The organism is Vallitalea sediminicola (genome assembly GCF_054408565.1).
The window spans coordinates 139424-157265 of sequence record NZ_BTPT01000009.1; the positions used below are offsets into that span (position 1 = coordinate 139424).

Annotated in this window: 15 protein-coding genes, 1 tRNA gene and 1 other annotated feature; of the genes, 1 reads left to right on the forward strand and 15 read right to left on the reverse strand. The window is 30.0% G+C overall.

Annotated elements, in window-relative coordinates; all coding sequences use genetic code 11:
• Positions 1-70 precede the first annotated feature (70 nt).
• The 4 genes from ACX6CF_RS04240 to ACX6CF_RS04255 form a co-directional block, all read right to left on the reverse strand.
• On the reverse strand, positions 71-940 hold the full coding sequence (locus ACX6CF_RS04240) for a DUF2225 domain-containing protein (RefSeq protein ID WP_458784055.1): 870 nt from the start codon (positions 938-940) through the stop codon (positions 71-73).
• A gap of 465 nt (positions 941-1405) precedes the next feature.
• The gene (locus ACX6CF_RS04245; RefSeq protein WP_458784056.1) at positions 1406-2536 is read right to left on the reverse strand and encodes a DHHW family protein; all 1131 of its coding nucleotides are present in this window, start codon (positions 2534-2536) and stop codon (positions 1406-1408) included.
• 23 nt (positions 2537-2559) lie between these two features.
• Complete coding sequence (locus ACX6CF_RS04250) at positions 2560-3972, reverse strand: MBOAT family O-acyltransferase (RefSeq protein WP_458784057.1); 1413 nt, start codon at positions 3970-3972, stop codon at positions 2560-2562.
• Between the two features lie 101 nt (positions 3973-4073).
• On the reverse strand, positions 4074-4682 hold the full coding sequence (locus ACX6CF_RS04255; RefSeq protein WP_458784058.1) for a DUF4358 domain-containing protein: 609 nt from the start codon (positions 4680-4682) through the stop codon (positions 4074-4076).
• 247 nt (positions 4683-4929) lie between these two features.
• Here ACX6CF_RS04255 and ACX6CF_RS04260 point away from each other — a divergent pair, with 247 nt between their 5' ends.
• Positions 4930-5910 carry a stalk domain-containing protein gene (locus ACX6CF_RS04260; protein ID WP_458784059.1) on the forward strand — a complete coding sequence of 327 codons (981 nt, stop codon included), beginning with the start codon at positions 4930-4932 and terminating at the stop codon, positions 5908-5910.
• A gap of 134 nt (positions 5911-6044) precedes the next feature.
• Here the strand turns inward: ACX6CF_RS04260 and ACX6CF_RS04265 are convergent.
• From ACX6CF_RS04265 to ACX6CF_RS04315, 11 genes are all read right to left on the reverse strand, one after another.
• Positions 6045-6118: transfer RNA gene (locus ACX6CF_RS04265), tRNA-Thr, on the reverse strand.
• Positions 6119-6163: 45 nt separating this feature from the next.
• Positions 6164-6805, reverse strand: a complete 642-nt coding sequence (gene sigH, locus ACX6CF_RS04270) for an RNA polymerase sporulation sigma factor SigH (protein WP_458784060.1) — start codon at positions 6803-6805, stop codon at positions 6164-6166.
• Between the two features lie 17 nt (positions 6806-6822).
• A complete protein-coding gene (locus tag ACX6CF_RS04275; protein ID WP_458784061.1) occupies positions 6823-7335 on the reverse strand; it encodes an NYN domain-containing protein in 513 nt (170 codons plus the stop codon).
• A gap of 349 nt (positions 7336-7684) precedes the next feature.
• Complete coding sequence (gene rlmB / locus ACX6CF_RS04280; protein ID WP_458784062.1) at positions 7685-8428, reverse strand: 23S rRNA (guanosine(2251)-2'-O)-methyltransferase RlmB; 744 nt, start codon at positions 8426-8428, stop codon at positions 7685-7687.
• 16 nt (positions 8429-8444) lie between these two features.
• Positions 8445-10046, reverse strand: a complete 1602-nt coding sequence (locus tag ACX6CF_RS04285; RefSeq protein ID WP_458784063.1) for a putative polysaccharide biosynthesis protein — start codon at positions 10044-10046, stop codon at positions 8445-8447.
• Entirely contained in the window at positions 10043-10459 is a 417-nt protein-coding gene (locus ACX6CF_RS04290) for a Mini-ribonuclease 3 (protein ID WP_458784064.1), read from the reverse strand. Before ACX6CF_RS04290 ends, ACX6CF_RS04285 begins: the two co-directional genes overlap by 4 nt.
• A 30-nt stretch (positions 10460-10489) precedes the next feature.
• The gene (gene cysS / locus ACX6CF_RS04295; RefSeq protein WP_458784065.1) at positions 10490-11893 is read right to left on the reverse strand and encodes a cysteine--tRNA ligase; all 1404 of its coding nucleotides are present in this window, start codon (positions 11891-11893) and stop codon (positions 10490-10492) included.
• Positions 11894-11928: 35 nt separating this feature from the next.
• A complete protein-coding gene (gene epsC / locus ACX6CF_RS04300; RefSeq protein ID WP_458784066.1) occupies positions 11929-12615 on the reverse strand; it encodes a serine O-acetyltransferase EpsC in 687 nt (228 codons plus the stop codon).
• Between the two features lie 125 nt (positions 12616-12740).
• Positions 12741-12959, reverse strand: a binding site (T-box leader).
• A 175-nt stretch (positions 12960-13134) separates the two neighbouring features.
• Positions 13135-13875 carry an IclR family transcriptional regulator domain-containing protein gene (locus tag ACX6CF_RS04305; RefSeq protein WP_458784067.1) on the reverse strand — a complete coding sequence of 247 codons (741 nt, stop codon included), beginning with the start codon at positions 13873-13875 and terminating at the stop codon, positions 13135-13137.
• A gap of 118 nt (positions 13876-13993) precedes the next feature.
• Positions 13994-15349: a sulfatase-like hydrolase/transferase gene (locus tag ACX6CF_RS04310; RefSeq protein ID WP_458784068.1), complete on the reverse strand. Its 1356-nt coding sequence runs from the start codon at positions 15347-15349 to the stop codon at positions 13994-13996.
• Positions 15350-15515: 166 nt separating this feature from the next.
• Positions 15516-17756, reverse strand: coding sequence for an acetate--CoA ligase family protein (locus tag ACX6CF_RS04315; RefSeq protein WP_458784069.1), 2241 nt, complete (start codon positions 17754-17756; stop codon positions 15516-15518).
• Positions 17757-17842: the final 86 nt, after the last annotated feature.

Genomic DNA, 17842 nt, shown 5'->3' on the forward strand with positions numbered 1-17842 from the left:
ATATAATACTAGCAATGTATTATTAGACAACCCTTTTTATTATTAACTTCATTCTAAGCAAGTTGTAATTTCATTGATTTTGCTCATCGTCATTTTTAGCATTAATCTTTTTCTGTTCTTTTACTAGATTCTTAATGGTTCTAGCTTTGTCTTTTAATCTTTCATTAGCTGTTCTTGATACTATTACTTTTGATACCCATTTAGTCGATTCATCTAATTTCCCTAATTTTCTAGCTAAATCTCCAATTAAATACATCACTGTCATTTCCTGCATACCACATACTGGAAAAGCTTCACTCTGATATGTATTTACAAATCCTTCATAAGCTTTTGCAATAAAAATCATTTCATTTTTATAGTTATCTTCTATCAGTTCATCAGAAGGATTCTCATTTTGCACCAATTCTTCTGTGTAACATCTATATAACCAAGCGATTTTAAGACAAATATAAGCTTTTTCACTTGCTTTAACTTTTTTTACTACAGCATTCAGCAAAGCTAATTTATATCTTTCAATAGCTATTTCATATGTATACTCCTCTGGATACTTTCTTCCTCTATAGCTGTTAGAAATCTGTGTTTTAATCCAATCTGCTTGAGTTACGGTTATCTTTTTGAAAAATTTACTCAGAGCAGCATACCCACAACAATTACAAAGGATGACATCATATGCATATGGAGTTATAATATCGTATTTGGGTCTCAAATCAGTGTCAATAGACAGTAATTTAGCTTTACCTGCTCTTACAGTTCTTGTAATAAATTTTTCACCACAAACAGGACATAATACTTTCCTATCATAAAGTAGATCTTTTGCAGAAATTTTAGATGTTTTCTTTATTTTCATTTTAGCTCTCTTCTTTTTTTCATCTTCGAATATATCCATTGCTTCAATATTGTTAAATCCTAATTTCTCTAGTCCAGAAAATATATCACTCATAAAATGCACCTTTTCTATTGTGGTATATTAGAATCAATCAAGTATTACTTATGTATATCTTTCATACGACAAATTTTCTACCTATTTTTTCCTATTATTAGTATATAATATCATAATATGTAAAAATTTCATAGACCTAGACTTAATAATTTAATAGTATTTTAGAAAAAGGATAAAAATAAATCAAATATTGTCTATTTATAAGGACTATCAATTAATCTGATACTAGGTTTTTCTATACACCATCCCCATATATAATCCTCTACAAGAGTTGCTTTATATAAGAAATTATACACCTTGTTATTATCGTAATGTTCTGTGCATTGACCCAAAGTTTCTTTTACTAACCAAATTTTAGTTTTCTTACTTTAATCATAAGAAAACCTCCTATAAAATTGATTAGAACGATGCTATCATTTTATAAGAGGTTATAGTATTGTAAAATATTTATCTTAACAAAATATATTATTTTACATTCAATATATTCAAGCTACTGTCTTTAGAAAAATTCAATATATCATATAAAAATAAGGTTTCAGTTATATTATTTTCACTGATGTAATCATATACATTCAATTTATAAAACCTCAGGTCCAAAATATGAATTTCTTCATAATGATTGACCAAAAAAGGTATTAAACAATGTGCATATGAATTCTTGTATATAATAAGCTTTCTACCATTAGTTCCATCTGATTTTATAGTAACTATAGGATGATTACCATCTAGAAAATACGAATATTTATCTTTAGTATCTAAATGTTCTTCTTCATATAAAGAATTAGAAGATTTGTTCTCACTTACATAATCAACTTTAACATTAGTATTCTTAATAGGTGTAAAAACTTCTATATAATCTGGTTTAACACGATAGTTGTTAGCCTTTGAATATAATGTTCCAAAGAATTCTTTAGATACGATTTTTGTATCAAACTGATTTATAGGAATAGGTGTTATACCCATCTCTTTTGCTAATAAGACATAAGCATAATAAGCACCTCTCATTGTCCAATGATGGTCAGTTCTAAAATATAAATACTCATCATTTTTATCTTCTAGAGATGCATATACATCTACAAAATTCACATTCATCAAATTGTTTTTGAATATATCAATAGTCAATAATTCATCATACGGTGTTGCAAAAAGTGGTAATTTATTTTCATTTACCTTAACTGAAGTAGGAGGCAATAAAACATATGTTTTCATGTCCTGTATTTTGCTTTGATAATAATTTATATTTGCAATATTTTTATCTATAACCTCTTTTTTAGGTTTTGGAAAATTTTCTAATAGATAACCATCGTTACCAAAAAAAACGTCGTTATTATCTTGTTTTAGGAGCAACCTTTCACTATCTGATTTTAAACCAACCCAAAAATCCCTAAATATGAATTGATCCGTTACATAATCCTCAAATTTTTGAGTAAATCGTCCATTTTTAATTGATTTCCATGTTAAAGAAGGTTTTTTAGCTAGTATTCTATTTTCTGATTCTGAGAAATGTCTATCTTCTGTAACAACATTCAATAAATTGATTGCCACCACAAATATGACAAACATCACAATAATAATTATACTTGATTTTTTATTCATCAATGTCACCTCCTTGAAGTCTGTTAGAATCTAAAGTATAAAAATGGATTGTAGGTTGAATCCACTAAGTAAGCAGTTGATATGAAGAGTATTATAAACAATATTGTAGGAACTGCTATAGTTTGTAATTTTGAATCATTCTCTCTCTTAACTTGCATTTCATATATATTCTTAATGATTGGCGTTGATAGTAATATTAAAATGACAATTAGTATCACATTAGTATATAGATAATAAACAAATTGATTATTTATTAAAGGAGCATGAGTAAAACCAAACATTATCTTCAGATATTCAATACCCTCACTGAAGTTATCAAAAGAGAATAAGACCCATCCAATTAATATTAATAGTAATGCATATAAATGCCTTATAGGTTTCCATAATCTATTTATATATTTCAATAAAAATGCTTTTTCTATAGCAATTATTAATCCAAAATATAATCCCCATAATACAAAATTCCAACTTGCACCATGCCATAACCCTGTTAAAAACCATACAATAAATAAATTTCTATATACTTTAAATTTACTTACTCTATTACCACCCATAGGTATATATACGTAATCTCTAAACCAACTACCTAGAGATATATGCCATCTTCTCCAAAACTCTGTAATACTGGTTGATATATATGGATAATTAAAGTTCTCTAAAAAATCAAAACCAAACATCTTACCTAAACCTATGGCCATATCTGAATACCCACTAAAATCAAAATATATTTGAAATCCAAAAGCAATAATTCCTAGCCACGCTGTCAAAACAGTTAAATCATTAAAACTAGTATTTTGAATTTGACTCCACAATAAGCCAATATTATTTGCTAATAAAACTTTTTTTCCAAGACCTAATATAAAACGTTCTAAACCTGTTGCAAACTTGTCTATAGTTTCTCGACGATTATTAATCTGGTCCGCTATTGTTTGATACCTGACTATAGGTCCTGCTATCAGTTGAGGGAATAGTGTCACATAGGTTGCTAGTGCTATAGGATTTTTCTGTACAGGAGCTTGTCTACGATAAACATCTATCGTATATGACATAGTTTGAAATGTGTAAAAAGAAATACCTATAGGAAGAGGTAGATTGAATTCCCCAAAAGTGGTACCAAATATATTATTTATATTCAGTATCATAAAATCTGCATATTTAAAAAAACCTAATAAGCTCAAATTAATAATTACAGATGATAGAACTATCAATTTGGCTTTCTTATCCTGATTTCTATACTTTTCAATTAACATACCATGGGTATAATCAACTATAGACGAAAATATCATAAGTAAAATATATATGGGTTCACCCCAAGCATAGAAAATCAAACTCACTACTAGCAAAATTATATTTCTTATTTTTCTAGGAGCCAAAAAATACAATAATAAAGTTATTGGTAAAAATATAAATAAAAATACTAAACTGCTGAATACCATATGTTCTCTCCTATTAGCCGATTTAATAAAATGCAAACAACCTTTATTGTAAAATTAAGGAGCTACCCCTAATTCAAAAGCAGCCCCTTCCATTTAATAAATTATTTTAACAAGTCATCAAATATTTCTTCTATTTTTTCTGGATTATCATAAGTTACATATAATAAGTATTTACCATTAGTTTTGATAATATTATTTTTAACTTTTTCATATTGATCTGGTAAGTATTGTTCCCATACACCAACTTGAGATTCTTTTACTGACTCTAGTACTGCTTGTAAGTCACTGACTTTTGATTCTTCTGATGCCTTCAAAATGATTATCTGATTAGAATTAAGGTTAATCATTGGTGCAATTAATCTGCCCTCTTCTATATCTTCCTTATTGATTTCAATTGTTATCATAGGATTTTCTTCTTCTGACTTTAAATCTCCATCAATATATCCAGGTATTACTCCCTCTTCAGTAAAATCTTCTTCTGACATACCTTGTTCAATCATATCTTGTTTTATCTGTTCTCTTATCGCAGCTGCTATATCATCTACAGAAACATTAACTTCTTCCTCTTTATCTCCATCGTCATCCTTATCTCCTGAATCAGGATTCTCAATATTGCTTCCGCTATCCTTATCGTTATCTTCCTTACTACATCCTACAAATACTACTGACATTGCCATTATTATTGTTATTATTGCTATTATTTTTTTCATTTCATTTACCTCCGTATAGTATAATTGTTTGTGTCTATTATATAGTTAACAAGTAATATTTTTTTGTTTCATCAATTCCTCCCTTATTTATTATTCCTTAATTAAACGAAATAACTAAATAAAAAGTTCCATGATAATATAAAATAATTTTTATTATATATTTTATTACAAATATGGAACTTTTTAGAATCTAGTCCGTCTAATATAATGTAAAATAATTATTTAAAAAAGAAAGGAAGATTATAATATGAAATACAAGAAAAATTATGTAGCATTAGCTTTGGCAGGAGTTTTGACACTAGGAACAGGAATAACTTCACAAGCTATGGCAGATCAAAAAATCATTTGTTATAATAATGAAGTAACAATGGAAAAACCTGTTCTAGTTAATACAAATATAGGAGTAGAAGGTTTAGCACATCAAAAAGATGGTTATTTAATGTTACCACTCAGACTTACATGTGAAAGATTAGGCTATGAAGTAAAATGGAATGGTAAAACACGTTCTGTAGATGTTTCAAAGGGTAACATATGGACATCTATATCAATTGGTAAAGATTCATATTTCAAAGGTAAAGTAGCTCCATTCCCACTAGGTATGGCACCTGAAATAGTTAATGAATCAACTTATGTACCTGTAGAATTCTTCGAAGAGATTTTTAATCAGGACGCTTTTGATATTTTTGAGAGAAATAAGGTTGATGGTAATGTGAGCAATATCTTAGAAACAAAAAATGGACATATGATTACTGTAAAATATGGAGAAAACAGTATAATATTCCTTGTTAACAATGATACTAAAATCGTTGATCCATCAACTAAAAAAGAATTAAATGTTGAAGATATAAAAGAAGGGGACAGATTAGTAGTTCTACATGACTCTAAAATGACTAGGTCTTTACCTCCTCAAACTTATGCTTATAGAATCAATGTCGTAAATACTGATCAAGTAGAAGAAAATAAAATAGAAGGTGAAGTATCAGAAGTTAAAGAAACTAAAAATGGACATATGATTACTGTAGGATATGGAGAAGAACAGACAATAATATTCCATATAAATGCAGAAACTAAGATTACTTATCAAGCTACAGATAAAAAGGCTGATATTACAGATATTGACAAAGGAGATAAATTACTTGTAAAACATAATAATATTATGACTGCTTCAATACCTCCTCAAACACTTGCCTTAGAAATTGAAATATGCTCTTCAGATAATACTAAATAATAAAAACATATAGAATTAAAGGGACTTTCTCTAATATATAAAAATAGACTCAGTTTAGATAATACAATTTCTAAACTGAGTCTATTTTACTTATACACACCTTTTACGTTTAACCCTTAATTTTGGGCAAATAAAGCTGAAGAGCAGACTTGAACTGCCGACTTCTTGCTTACCATGCAAGTACTCTACCGAACTGAGTTACTTCAGCATACCGACTAATTTTATAATAAGTTATAATATTTGTCAAGTATTATTATACTCCCTTTTCTATCAAGATAAGTTCAACTTTTTTCTTAATTCTCTGCAATGCATTATCTATGGATTTCACAGGTCTGTTTAGATTACCAGCAATTTCAACATAACTTTTACCATATATATAACTTTGTAAAACTTCTTTTTCCAGTTTACTAAGTCTCTCATTGAGTTCATGCTCAATAATACTTAGATTCTCTTGTCCAATCAATAAATCTTCCGGATTAATTATTTTTCTAGAAGGCATCTTATCTATTAAAGTCGTTTTATCATTTTCTTCTTCATAAGAAGGTTTATTTAATGAAATATATGAATTTAACGGAAGATGCTTTTGTCTAGTTGATGCCTTTACAGCAGATATTATCTGTCTAGTAACACATAAATCTGCAAAAGAATAAAAGGACGCAGTTTTTTCTTCTTTAAAATCACGAATTGCTTTAAAGAGTCCAATCATACCTTCTTGAATAATATCATCTCTACTAGCCCCAATTAAGAAATATGACTTTGCTTTCTTTTCAACTAAAATTTTATACTTGTTCATTAAATAATCAAGAGCTTCATTATCTCCTTCTCGCACTAATTCCACAAGTTGTTCATCTGAATACGTAACATATGAATCGTCGTACCAAGTAGCATAATCCAACTACATCAACCCCTCTATCATTTTCTACGCATCTTTTCCATCCACTCTAAAACTTTAGGGTCTAGGTGACCTTCTAAACGATTATTATCAATTTGAACTTTTTCAATGTAATTCTTTCTAATATCATTTTCTATCTTATTAACTTCATTATGTAATTCTCTAGCTGATATACGACTTGCACCTTTTCCTAGTATTATAGTTTGTTCTAAACCATCTGATGTAGCAACTCTTACTCTATAATCTCTGCCTATTGAATGGGCAACTTTTTCAATATAATGATCTGCTGTTTCAACTTCTTTTGTAAATACTACATCTATATTATTATATTTTCCTATATTTCTAGTTCCTTTTACTCTATGTGCGTCAAATACAACTATGACTTTGATTTTTTTATAACCTTGATAATTAGACATTGTGTCCAATAACTTTTTTCTGGCTATTTCCAAACTTTCTTCTTCCACTGCTTTTCTTAGCTTGTCCCAAGCATAAATAATATTGTATCCATCTACTAATAGAAATTCTCGTGTCAAAACATATCCGCCTTCCAAGTTAATTTGAAAGCATATTTAAGTATACTATATAATTTCTAGTTTGTAAATGTAATTACAGCATTCTTTAATGGTAATCTCTCTTATGCCATTACCATTATCTGATATGGGTACCGTTTACATAGATTTGAGCTACTGTTGATATAAATCTTGATTCATCACAAGTAATAGATTTATAATTTTCATCATCTTGATTAGAATACAACCAACTCGTGTTGAAATTAAGAATAGTTCTATTAGAATTTTCGTTAGGTTTTATTATAGTATCTCTACCACTATATAAACATATAGTGGTTAGATGATAATTCAAAAGCTATATTATAGCATTATTTTAGTTATATTCTCTTTGTCTAAGAGCTTCATAAGTTAGTATACCTGCTGCAACTGAAGCATTGAGAGAAGTTATCTCACCCTTCATTGGTACTTTGACTATAAAGTCACATTTGTCTTTTACATTTCTTGAAACTCCTTCTCCTTCATTACCAATCACTATAGCAAGGGAACCCTTTAAATCAACATTATACATAAGTTCTCCTTCCGTATCAGCACAGGCTATCCAAAAACCTTGTTTCTTGAGTTCATCAATAGTCCTAGCGACATTAATTACTCTTGCCACTCTAGTATGTTCTATAGCACCAGCTGAAGTTTTGGCTACTGTAGCTGTTAATCCAACCGCTCTTCTCTTAGGTATTATTACACCATGTACACCAGCAATATTAGCTGTTCTAAGAATTGCACCTAGGTTATGAGGATCTTCAATACTATCTAAGATTATTATGAAAGGTGCTTCACCTTTATCATTAGCATACTTAATAATATCTTCTACCTCGACATAATCATATGCTGCTGCATAAGCTATCACGCCTTGATGTTTTTTAGTTACTGAGATATCATTTAATTTATCTTTACTCACAAAATTAACAACTATATTCTTTTTTCTAGCTTCGGAAACAATCTTTTTTACTGGTCCATCATGTTTACCATCTAAAATAAAAAGTTTATCTATACTTCTATCAGCTTTTAAAGCTTCTGTTATAGCATTTCTTCCTTCTAAAATCAATTCTGTATTATCCATTACTTTTCCTCTCTTGTCATTTAATAAGTTTCATACCTTTTAGTTTACTAACAATCTTTTCATTATTAGGGATGAATGCAAAATCTTCTTCTTGTAGCGATTTTGTTAATATCAGCATAACCACATATATAATCATGCCAGATATAATAGCTAGAAGAGTTGATAATGTATTACTATTAATCAGCTTATACATACCATGATAAATTGCATAAACTCCTAATCCCATAATTCCTGCTGATAATATGGGTTTAATTATTATCTTACTAACATCAAGTTTTAGTTTAGTTTCTTTTTTGATCATTAAATAATTTAATGAGACATATACCACATAATAACATATTGAGCCAATAATTGCTCCCTTTAATTGTAAATCACTTGCTACTAAATAATAATTTATTATGATTTTTATAACTACACTTATAGCAAGAGATGCCAATGGGAAAAAATATTTACCCATTCCTTGTAAAATACCTGCTAATGCCTGTCCTAGTATTATAAATACTAAGCAAATACCATATAACATTAAATACTCATAACCTGCTGACGTAGGATACAGTAATTCCATAATCGGTTCAGCAAGCAAAAAGAGCCCTACTGCTGCTGGTAAAGCAAGTAAAAGTGCAAATCTGATGGCTAATTTTATCTTAGCTACTAAATCAGCAGTATTTTTCTTAGCAACTGCGACTGATACAGCAGGAACAATACTAATCATAAGCGCCAAACTTATTGTTAAGGGTACATTGATTATTGTAAAAGCATTACCCATTTGTCCATACATATCAACCGCTTGTTGTTTATCAATAAAGATAGCTCCTAATCTTTTATATATAGTACTAGAATCTATCAAATTCATGATAGAGTATGCCGCAGAAACAATCGTTATAGGAATAGCAATCACTACAAGTTTTTTTGCAACTTCTCCAAATTTAATATGATTTTTACTTAAAGTAGCATAAACCTGTTTATTAATTTGTTTTCTTTTTCTAATATAATATAAAATAATAAATATTGTAGAAACTAAAAATCCTAAGGATGTTCCAAGTGCTGCTCCACCTACAGAATATGGTACACTATGATTCATTTGTATGAGCATATAAGTAATACCAATACCTAGCACTACTTTTGTAATGTTTTCAATTATTTGAGTCAAAGCAGTAGGCACCATTATCTGCATACCTTGAAAATATCCTTTAAAAGCTCCTGTGATAGATATAAATACAGGGGACACAGCTAGTCCATATATTACATATCTGGATTCATCAGGCCAGTCACCCATATTAATAATTTGATCTACACCAAGTACCATAAACAATGATATGAATGCACCGAATATACTAATTATAATCATCGAATATTTATAAATATAGTGTGCGTTATAATAATCTTCCTTAGCTATTTTCTCAGATGTAAGCTTGGATAGAGCGTTTGGTATTCCTACTAGTGATGCAGAAACCAACAATGAATATAATGGATATACTGTAGTGTAATATCCAATTCCTTCTGTTCCAACTAAATAAGCCAAAGGTATTCTATATAGAGCACTAAATATTTTTGCAATTAAACCTGCAAGCGAAAGAATCATTGCCCCTTTAACAAATGTTTTCGTTTGTGTAGTCATTCTTTTACTCCTCTTACAATTAATTCAACGATTCTTTTAAACCTATTATCCAGATATAGAAAACCTATTAGTGCCTCAAAACCAGTTGCAATTCTGTAGTCAATTAAATCCGCATTTTTAGGTACTGTCCCTGATTTAGCGTTTCTTCCTCTTTTATATATACTTAATTCTTCATCAGTCAATATATCTTCAATCTTTCTAAATATCTTAGCTTGTGCTGATGCCTTTACATAATTACTTGTTTTTTTATGCAATCTATTAACAGGTGAATTACCCTCTGCTATTACTTTCGATTTTATTATTAAATCAAATACACTATCTCCAATATATGCAAGAACTAAGGGAGAATATTGCTTCGGATTTATGTCTTTTATATCAAGACTATCTTTAAAGTAGTCAATAAAATCTTGCATTAATTCCATTCCTTTCTCATAAGTAACCTATTATCCTCTATGCCAGCGTACACCTTCACGTGTATCTTCAAGAATAATATCTTTGTCTTTTAAATCATCTCTTATTTCATCTGCCAATGCAAAATCTCTGTCTTTACGAGCTTGTTGTCTTTTCTCAATTAAATCATTAATTTCCTCATCTAACAGAATTTCCTTTTTCTTACTTACTATTCCTAGTATACCACATAGTTCATCTATTAGTATAATAATATCTTCAATAAATCTTTCAGAAGATTCTGTGTCTGTATTTTTATTAGCGAATTTAACTAATTCGAATATGGAGGATATTGCATCTGCAGTATTGAAATCGTCTTCCATAGCAGTCTCAAATTTAGTTTTATATTTTGCTAATTCATTTTCTTTAATCAATACGGATTCTTTTTCATTATAGTTATCATTTTGTACACTCTTTAGTAAATACTCTAAATTATCTCTGCTTGTTTGTATTCTTTCAAGCCCATTAGCTGCTGCTTGAATTAGCTCTCTACTGAAATTGATAGGACTTCTATAATGTACATTCAGCATAAAGAATCTTATCACATCATAAGAGAATTCATCAACTATTTCTCTTACTGTAAAGAAATTACCTAGAGATTTTGACATTTTCTTATTATCTACATTAACAAATCTATTGTGCATCCAGTATTTAGAGAATTGTTTATCATTAACTGCTTCACTTTGTGCTATTTCATTCTCATGATGTGGGAAAACAAGATCTTCTCCACCAGCATGTATATCTATACTATCTCCAAGGTATTTCTTTGCCATTACTGAACACTCTATATGCCATCCCGGTCTACCTTCACCCCAAGGTGATTTCCATGCAGGTTCTCCATCTTTTTTTGGTTTCCATAATACAAAATCCATTGGATTTCTTTTTTCTTCATCAACAGCAATTCTAGCTCCAGCTTCCAAATCCTCTTGTTTCTTATTAGATAATTTACCATATGATTTGAACTTTTTAGTTGCAAAATAAACACTACCATTAACTTCATAAGCATATTCTTTTTCAATAAGCTTCTCAATCATCTTAATCATTCCATCTATCTCTTCTGTGGCTTTTGGATAAATAGTAGCAGGTTTAACATTCAATCCTTCTGAATCAATCAAGAATTCTTTCATATATCTTCTTGAAATCTCGCTATAATCTACCCCTTCTTCATTTGCTTTTTTTATTATCTTGTCATCTATATCAGTGAAGTTAGATACATATACAACATCATAATTTTTGTACTCGAAATATTTTCTGACAGTATCAAACACTATTAAAGGTCTAGCATTACCTATATGAATATAGTTGTATACTGTTGGACCACAAACATACATCCTTACTTTTCCTTCTTCGATTGATTCAAATGTCTCTTTTTTGTTAGATAAAGTATTATATATTTTCATTTTATCCTTTCCTTTCTTATATCTGATTTATCTTCTTATCTACTTATTTTTTCACGATTAAATAATTTAAAGTAATCTTCAGGTGGTATTGATGCTACCTTTTGTTCTAATCGTTCTATTCTTGATAATAATTTGCACATTTCCATTCTAACTGGGTCTGGTAGATGGGTTTGGTCAAGAGTATCGCAGGGAGATACTTTTTCATTGTTTCTACGGACCACCCTTGCAGGTATACCAACAACAGTACAATTAGGCGGTATTTCATTAAGTACAACTGAACCTGCCCCTATTCTACAGTTGTCACCAATATTAAATGAACCCAATACTTTCGCTCCTGCACTTATCATAACATTATTTCCTATAGTAGGATGTCTCTTCCCATGTTCTTTTCCTGTTCCACCAAGGGTAACTCCTTGATAAATAGTTACATTATCACCAATCTCACATGTTTCACCAATAACTACTCCATGCCCATGGTCTATAAATAGATTTTTGCCAATGGTAGCTCCAGGATGAATTTCTATTCCTGTTTTTCTTGCTGCTCTTTGAGAAACCCATCTAGCTAAAAAATAGTGCTTTTTCTTAAAAAGCATGTGAGCTACTCTATAACTCATTATAGCTTTATAACTACCGTAAAGGAATACTTCTGAAGACGATTTTATAGCTGGATCTCTATCTTTGATTACATTTATCTCTTCTTTGATATATTTGATTAGTCCCATATTATCACACTCCTTGTTGTACACATTAAGTCAATTAAAAAGCGACTCAGTAACATAGCGAAATCAAAGAACTTCTTAATTAGATCTTTCCATTTTTGTAATAAAAAAACTCCATCTCTTAATAGATAAGAGACGAAGTTATTCCGCGGTTCCACTCTTCTTGAATAAATATACTTATTCCAACTTCAAACTGTATAACGGTCAGCCCCGTATCCAGCTACTGTATTTCACTGAATAAGCTCAAGGATGCACTTCATTCAACTTCACTTAAGGAATGCTCTCAGCCGGTGACACTCCATCTCTTTTAAGATCTATAAAACTACTCTTCCTATCAAAGCTTCTAGATATAATATAGTTGTATATATTCTCAATTACTATAATCAACAAAAACCTAGGTTGTCTAATTATTAGTATTAATTACTATTATTATATGTCATTTTTTAATTTTTGTTAACTTAATAATATATTACCTTTATTAATTAGTCAAGATTAAATTTATTATCTTTCAAGATGAGATAGCTATAGATCTAATCCTTTTACTGCTTCTTTCATCTCCTTAATTAAATCATCAATAGAAATATTCTTAAGATTTTCCTTATTAGACCCTGAACATAGTGCACCTATTAACTTACCATTGGATAAGAAGATAGGAACAGCAAATCTTCTACCATTGAAAAATAATCCTTTATCATCCACATATTTCTTTTTATTGGCCTCAATAATTAATGTATCAATCTCTTTTCTATCAACGACATTCATATTACGTGATGGGTCATTATATGACTTTTCTATTAATTCTTCTCGTTTATTCTCACTCTGCTCAGCTATATATATAATACCCCAAGGAAAATTCATTAAATCATAATGAGTATTTCCAACTTCTAACATACCTAGATTTGATGACTCAATGATTTTATAAATTACAGTAGCTTTATCTTTATCCAATGCTGTTAACAATACAGTAATACCATACTTATCATTAATCTGTTCCATACTATTATTTAATTTTTGTATAATTTTATTCCAAAAAGTTTCTTGATTCGACAGATTCAAAAGTTTTATCCCAAGTGTATATTTGCTATTTTGATTTTTAGTAAGATATTCTTCATCCATCAGAACTTTTATGAGTCGGTTAACTGTCGTTGCATGTAAATCCATCTTTTCTTTTAGCTCATTAAATCCTATGACTCCTTCTTTTGCCACTATTTCAAGTATGGTTAACCCTCTTGTTAATGCTGGAGCTACACTCTTTTGTTCCATTATATAGTCACCTCTGATTAATTTATTCAATAGTACTACTAGTACATTCAGGACTATTATATCACATTGAACTTAATCATTTACCAATTTCCACAAGTTCAATATATTTCACTTGATTTTATATTTTTGCTGGTAAAATTGTAGGTTCCAATTCATTTGCTTCTTTCATTCTATTAATGAGTCGAACAGCTAGTTCTTTTCTTATTTCTGTATAAGCTGGGTCTTTAACAAGATTAATCAATTCACATGGATCTTTTTCCAAGTCATACAAAAAAGTTTCAACATATGTATCACTATGAGAATCTGCTCCCCCTGATTTATCTGGTGCAGTAATACAATATTTCCATTTATCTGTTCTTATCGCTCTCCCCAATTGACTCTCGCTAATTTGTAAAAACACTTCTTGTTGCCACCTAACATCTTCATCATTCACTACTTGTTGAATTGGATATCCTTGCATATCTTGTGGTTGTTCAATACCTGCGCTGTTCAGTATAGTAGCTGGTAAATCAATTAAGCTTACTAGTTCTTTAATAACTTTGCCCCCTCTGAACCCTGGACCATTAAGAATCATAGGAATCCTGATTGCACTTTCATGACAAGTTCGTTTATATTCCTTGTTTCTTGTTCTAAAATGTGAACCGTGATCACTTGTATATATAATAAGTGTATCATCTTCTAATCCTAACTCTCTTAATTTCTTTCGTATTCTTCCTACGTTCTCATCAAGACTTGCACAGCACCCTAGATAATCCGGATAATTTTCTTCCCAATCACCTTTTTCAGTATTGCAAGTTAAGTCTTTTGGTGGTACATAATCTTTAAATCTTTCTCTAGATCCATCAGGACCTTCGTATCGGTTACGATCATTTTGATGATGTGGTTCAATATATGATGTAAATAAGAAAAATGGTTTTTCTCCAGTATAACCTTCCAGATAATCAATTACAAAATCTGTTGTAGCATCTACTCTGTAGCCTTTGAATTCTACTTTTTCCATATCTCTGAACATATAACCATCATACCCATGAGAAGTAAATTCTAGTACATCAGCTGCTACCCAATAATCCTTATATCCCCCTCTTCTTTCAGGAGGGATAGCTGTTGTTTCATAATTACAGACTTCACCAATATCCTCATTGGAATCATATCCTGTGGAAGCTAAATGCCACTTACCTACATATCCCACTTCGTAACCAGCTTGTGATAAGTATCTAGGAACTGTTTTTGCATCTAATGGTAAAGCTATGGCATTACGATAACATCCAGTCTCTGTAGCATATTTACCAGTTTGTAAACATGCTCTTGCAGGACCGCAAACCGGTTGACACGTGAAAGCATTTTCTATTCTAACTCCATCTTTAGCTAAACTATCTAGATTAGGGGTTATATCTAACGGTTGCCCATAACATCCAACTGTATCCCATCTCTGTTGGTCTGAAAAAATAAATAAGATATTTGGTTTTTTCTTCATAATATACATCTCCTTAGTATCATATATGTAACTATTAATAATTTATTTGTAACTTAATTATACTATAATATTATTTCATGTCAATATACATATGGCTTTTATTTTAGAATTAAGCATAAAAATAAGAGGTATAATTTATACCCCTTATTTCGTTTCTAGTCAATAACTATTTATTGATTCTTGTATTGTATGATACATATGTATCTAATGCTTTTACTGATGATCTTATATCATCGTATACAGCTACTTTACCTTCTTCCATTATTGATACGAATTCACGATAAAACTTGCCAGCATTAACAGAAACTGTAATAGGTTTATTATATTTTTTCACCAATCTTACAAGTGAATTAGCTAAACTATCATCATCATAACATGAGTTTGGTAAAGCTCTTAGATCATTAGCATGTGGTACAATACTTACAAACATAGCATCTACAGCATCATCCTGAATTATAGCTTCAATATATTTAGCATATAAAACATCTTCTGTCATAGGAGTTACATCAATTATTGAAGAAGATGTATCTATAAGTCCATGGTAGTTAAGCTGTTTTAATCTTTCATTAGTTTCTTCACTGAGAGTTGCTAACTCAAGATTACCTAATTCATCTGCTGCTATAGTAGCTTCAAATCCAGCATTAACTACACCAGCAACTTTTCTTCCTTTTACCTTTTTATTAGCCAGTAACGAGAATGCTTTTATACAATCATAATATGTTTTTATATCATCAATCAAGATGACTCCTGCTTGCTCACATACAGCTTTAAACACATCATAATCACCTGTCATAGCCGCAGTATGAGAAGCTGCCGCCTTAGCACCTGCATCTGTTTTACCAGATTTATATATAATAATTGGTTTGTCAATTCCTTTTGCCAACTCATAGAATTTTCTTCCTTCCCCTTCGTCAAAACCTTCAACGTAGAGGGCTATATTGCTAATATCTTCTTTTGGGGCAAAATACTTGATTAGATCTACGATCTTAACATCATATTTATTACCGAAACTGACTACTGATTTAAATATTTTTAGATGACTAAATTTATCAATCAAAGTAAGGGCCATACCACCGCTTTGAGTTAAAAATACAGTATTACTATCTTCACATGTATTTAATTCTAATCTTTCTTCGTCAATAAATAATGTATTGATTCCTAGGTTATTCTCATCATCTCCATAGAAAACGCCCATGCAGTTTGGTCCAATGACTCTAACATCTTCAGGTATCACTTTTGACAGATTTCCTTTGAATTCATCATACTTCATATCAGAAGGAATCCCAGGAATAAGCACTACTGATTTTGGAATATTGGTCTTCATTTCATCAAAAAATGAAAATACATATTTTGCTTTAGCTACATAAACTGCTAATTCAGTTTCTACTGGTATTTCATCAATACTTTTATATAGTGTATATTCTTTATCACCAATAACTGTTTTTCCACCTTTTATATTGACAAAATATATATCTTCTCTACCCAGATCATGTAATAGTTTAGCTATTTCTCTACCCATACTATGTTTATCTAGATTTGCTGAAACACCAATTACAGCTATTCCTTTTGGATTAAAAAATGGTTCTATATTTCTAACATTAACTTCTCTCATTATTTCCTTATTCTCTTCAACTTTTTCAAATTGTGCAAATCCATCTACAGCGATAAATCTATTATCTTTTGTTATTACAAACGGATTTATGTCAAGAGCTTTTACAATATACCTAGTCTTTTCTTTACATGCAGTTGAATAGTGGAAGGCAAAAGAACTAATCAAACTTGCTGCTTTTGCCATTAGTTCAAGATATTCTTCATGACCTATATCTTTGAATTTATGACAAATGTTCATATCATTAACCAGCTCCAACGCTTTATCATACCTAAAAGGAGGAAGAAACAGATTAGCAGGATCATAATACTTAGCAAAAAATTCTGCATCATCTCCACCTTTTGTAAATGTTATTACAGGACCAAATGACGAATCATCTTTAGAACCAATAAGTACTTCATATCCTATACTTTGTGTATGTGGAATAAATTCAACTATCAAAAAACCTTCAATCTTAGGCTCATCTTCAAAATGAGAAAGTACTTCTTTACGCATTTTATCTAATACGTATCCCACATATAATGTTTCATGATTTTTTACAACTTTTACTCCACCTAATTTCTGTTTATGGGAAATATCCGATGAAACAATTTTCACAACAATATCACGACCGAATTTTTCTAACATTTTTTCTGTTAAATCATTTGCATCTTTTATAAATACAAATTTCGGAACATCAAGTCCTATACTCTTAAGTACCATATATACTTCATGTTCATATAGAGTTTTTCGTCCATCTTCATACGCATTATCAAATATGTTATTGATTATGCTCATTGATTCTACTGAAATATTCATTTGACCACCCCGCATAGTATTTATGAGGTTGTCTTAAAACACAGATATCATAATATATTTTAAGACAGCACCATATTCAATTTTTT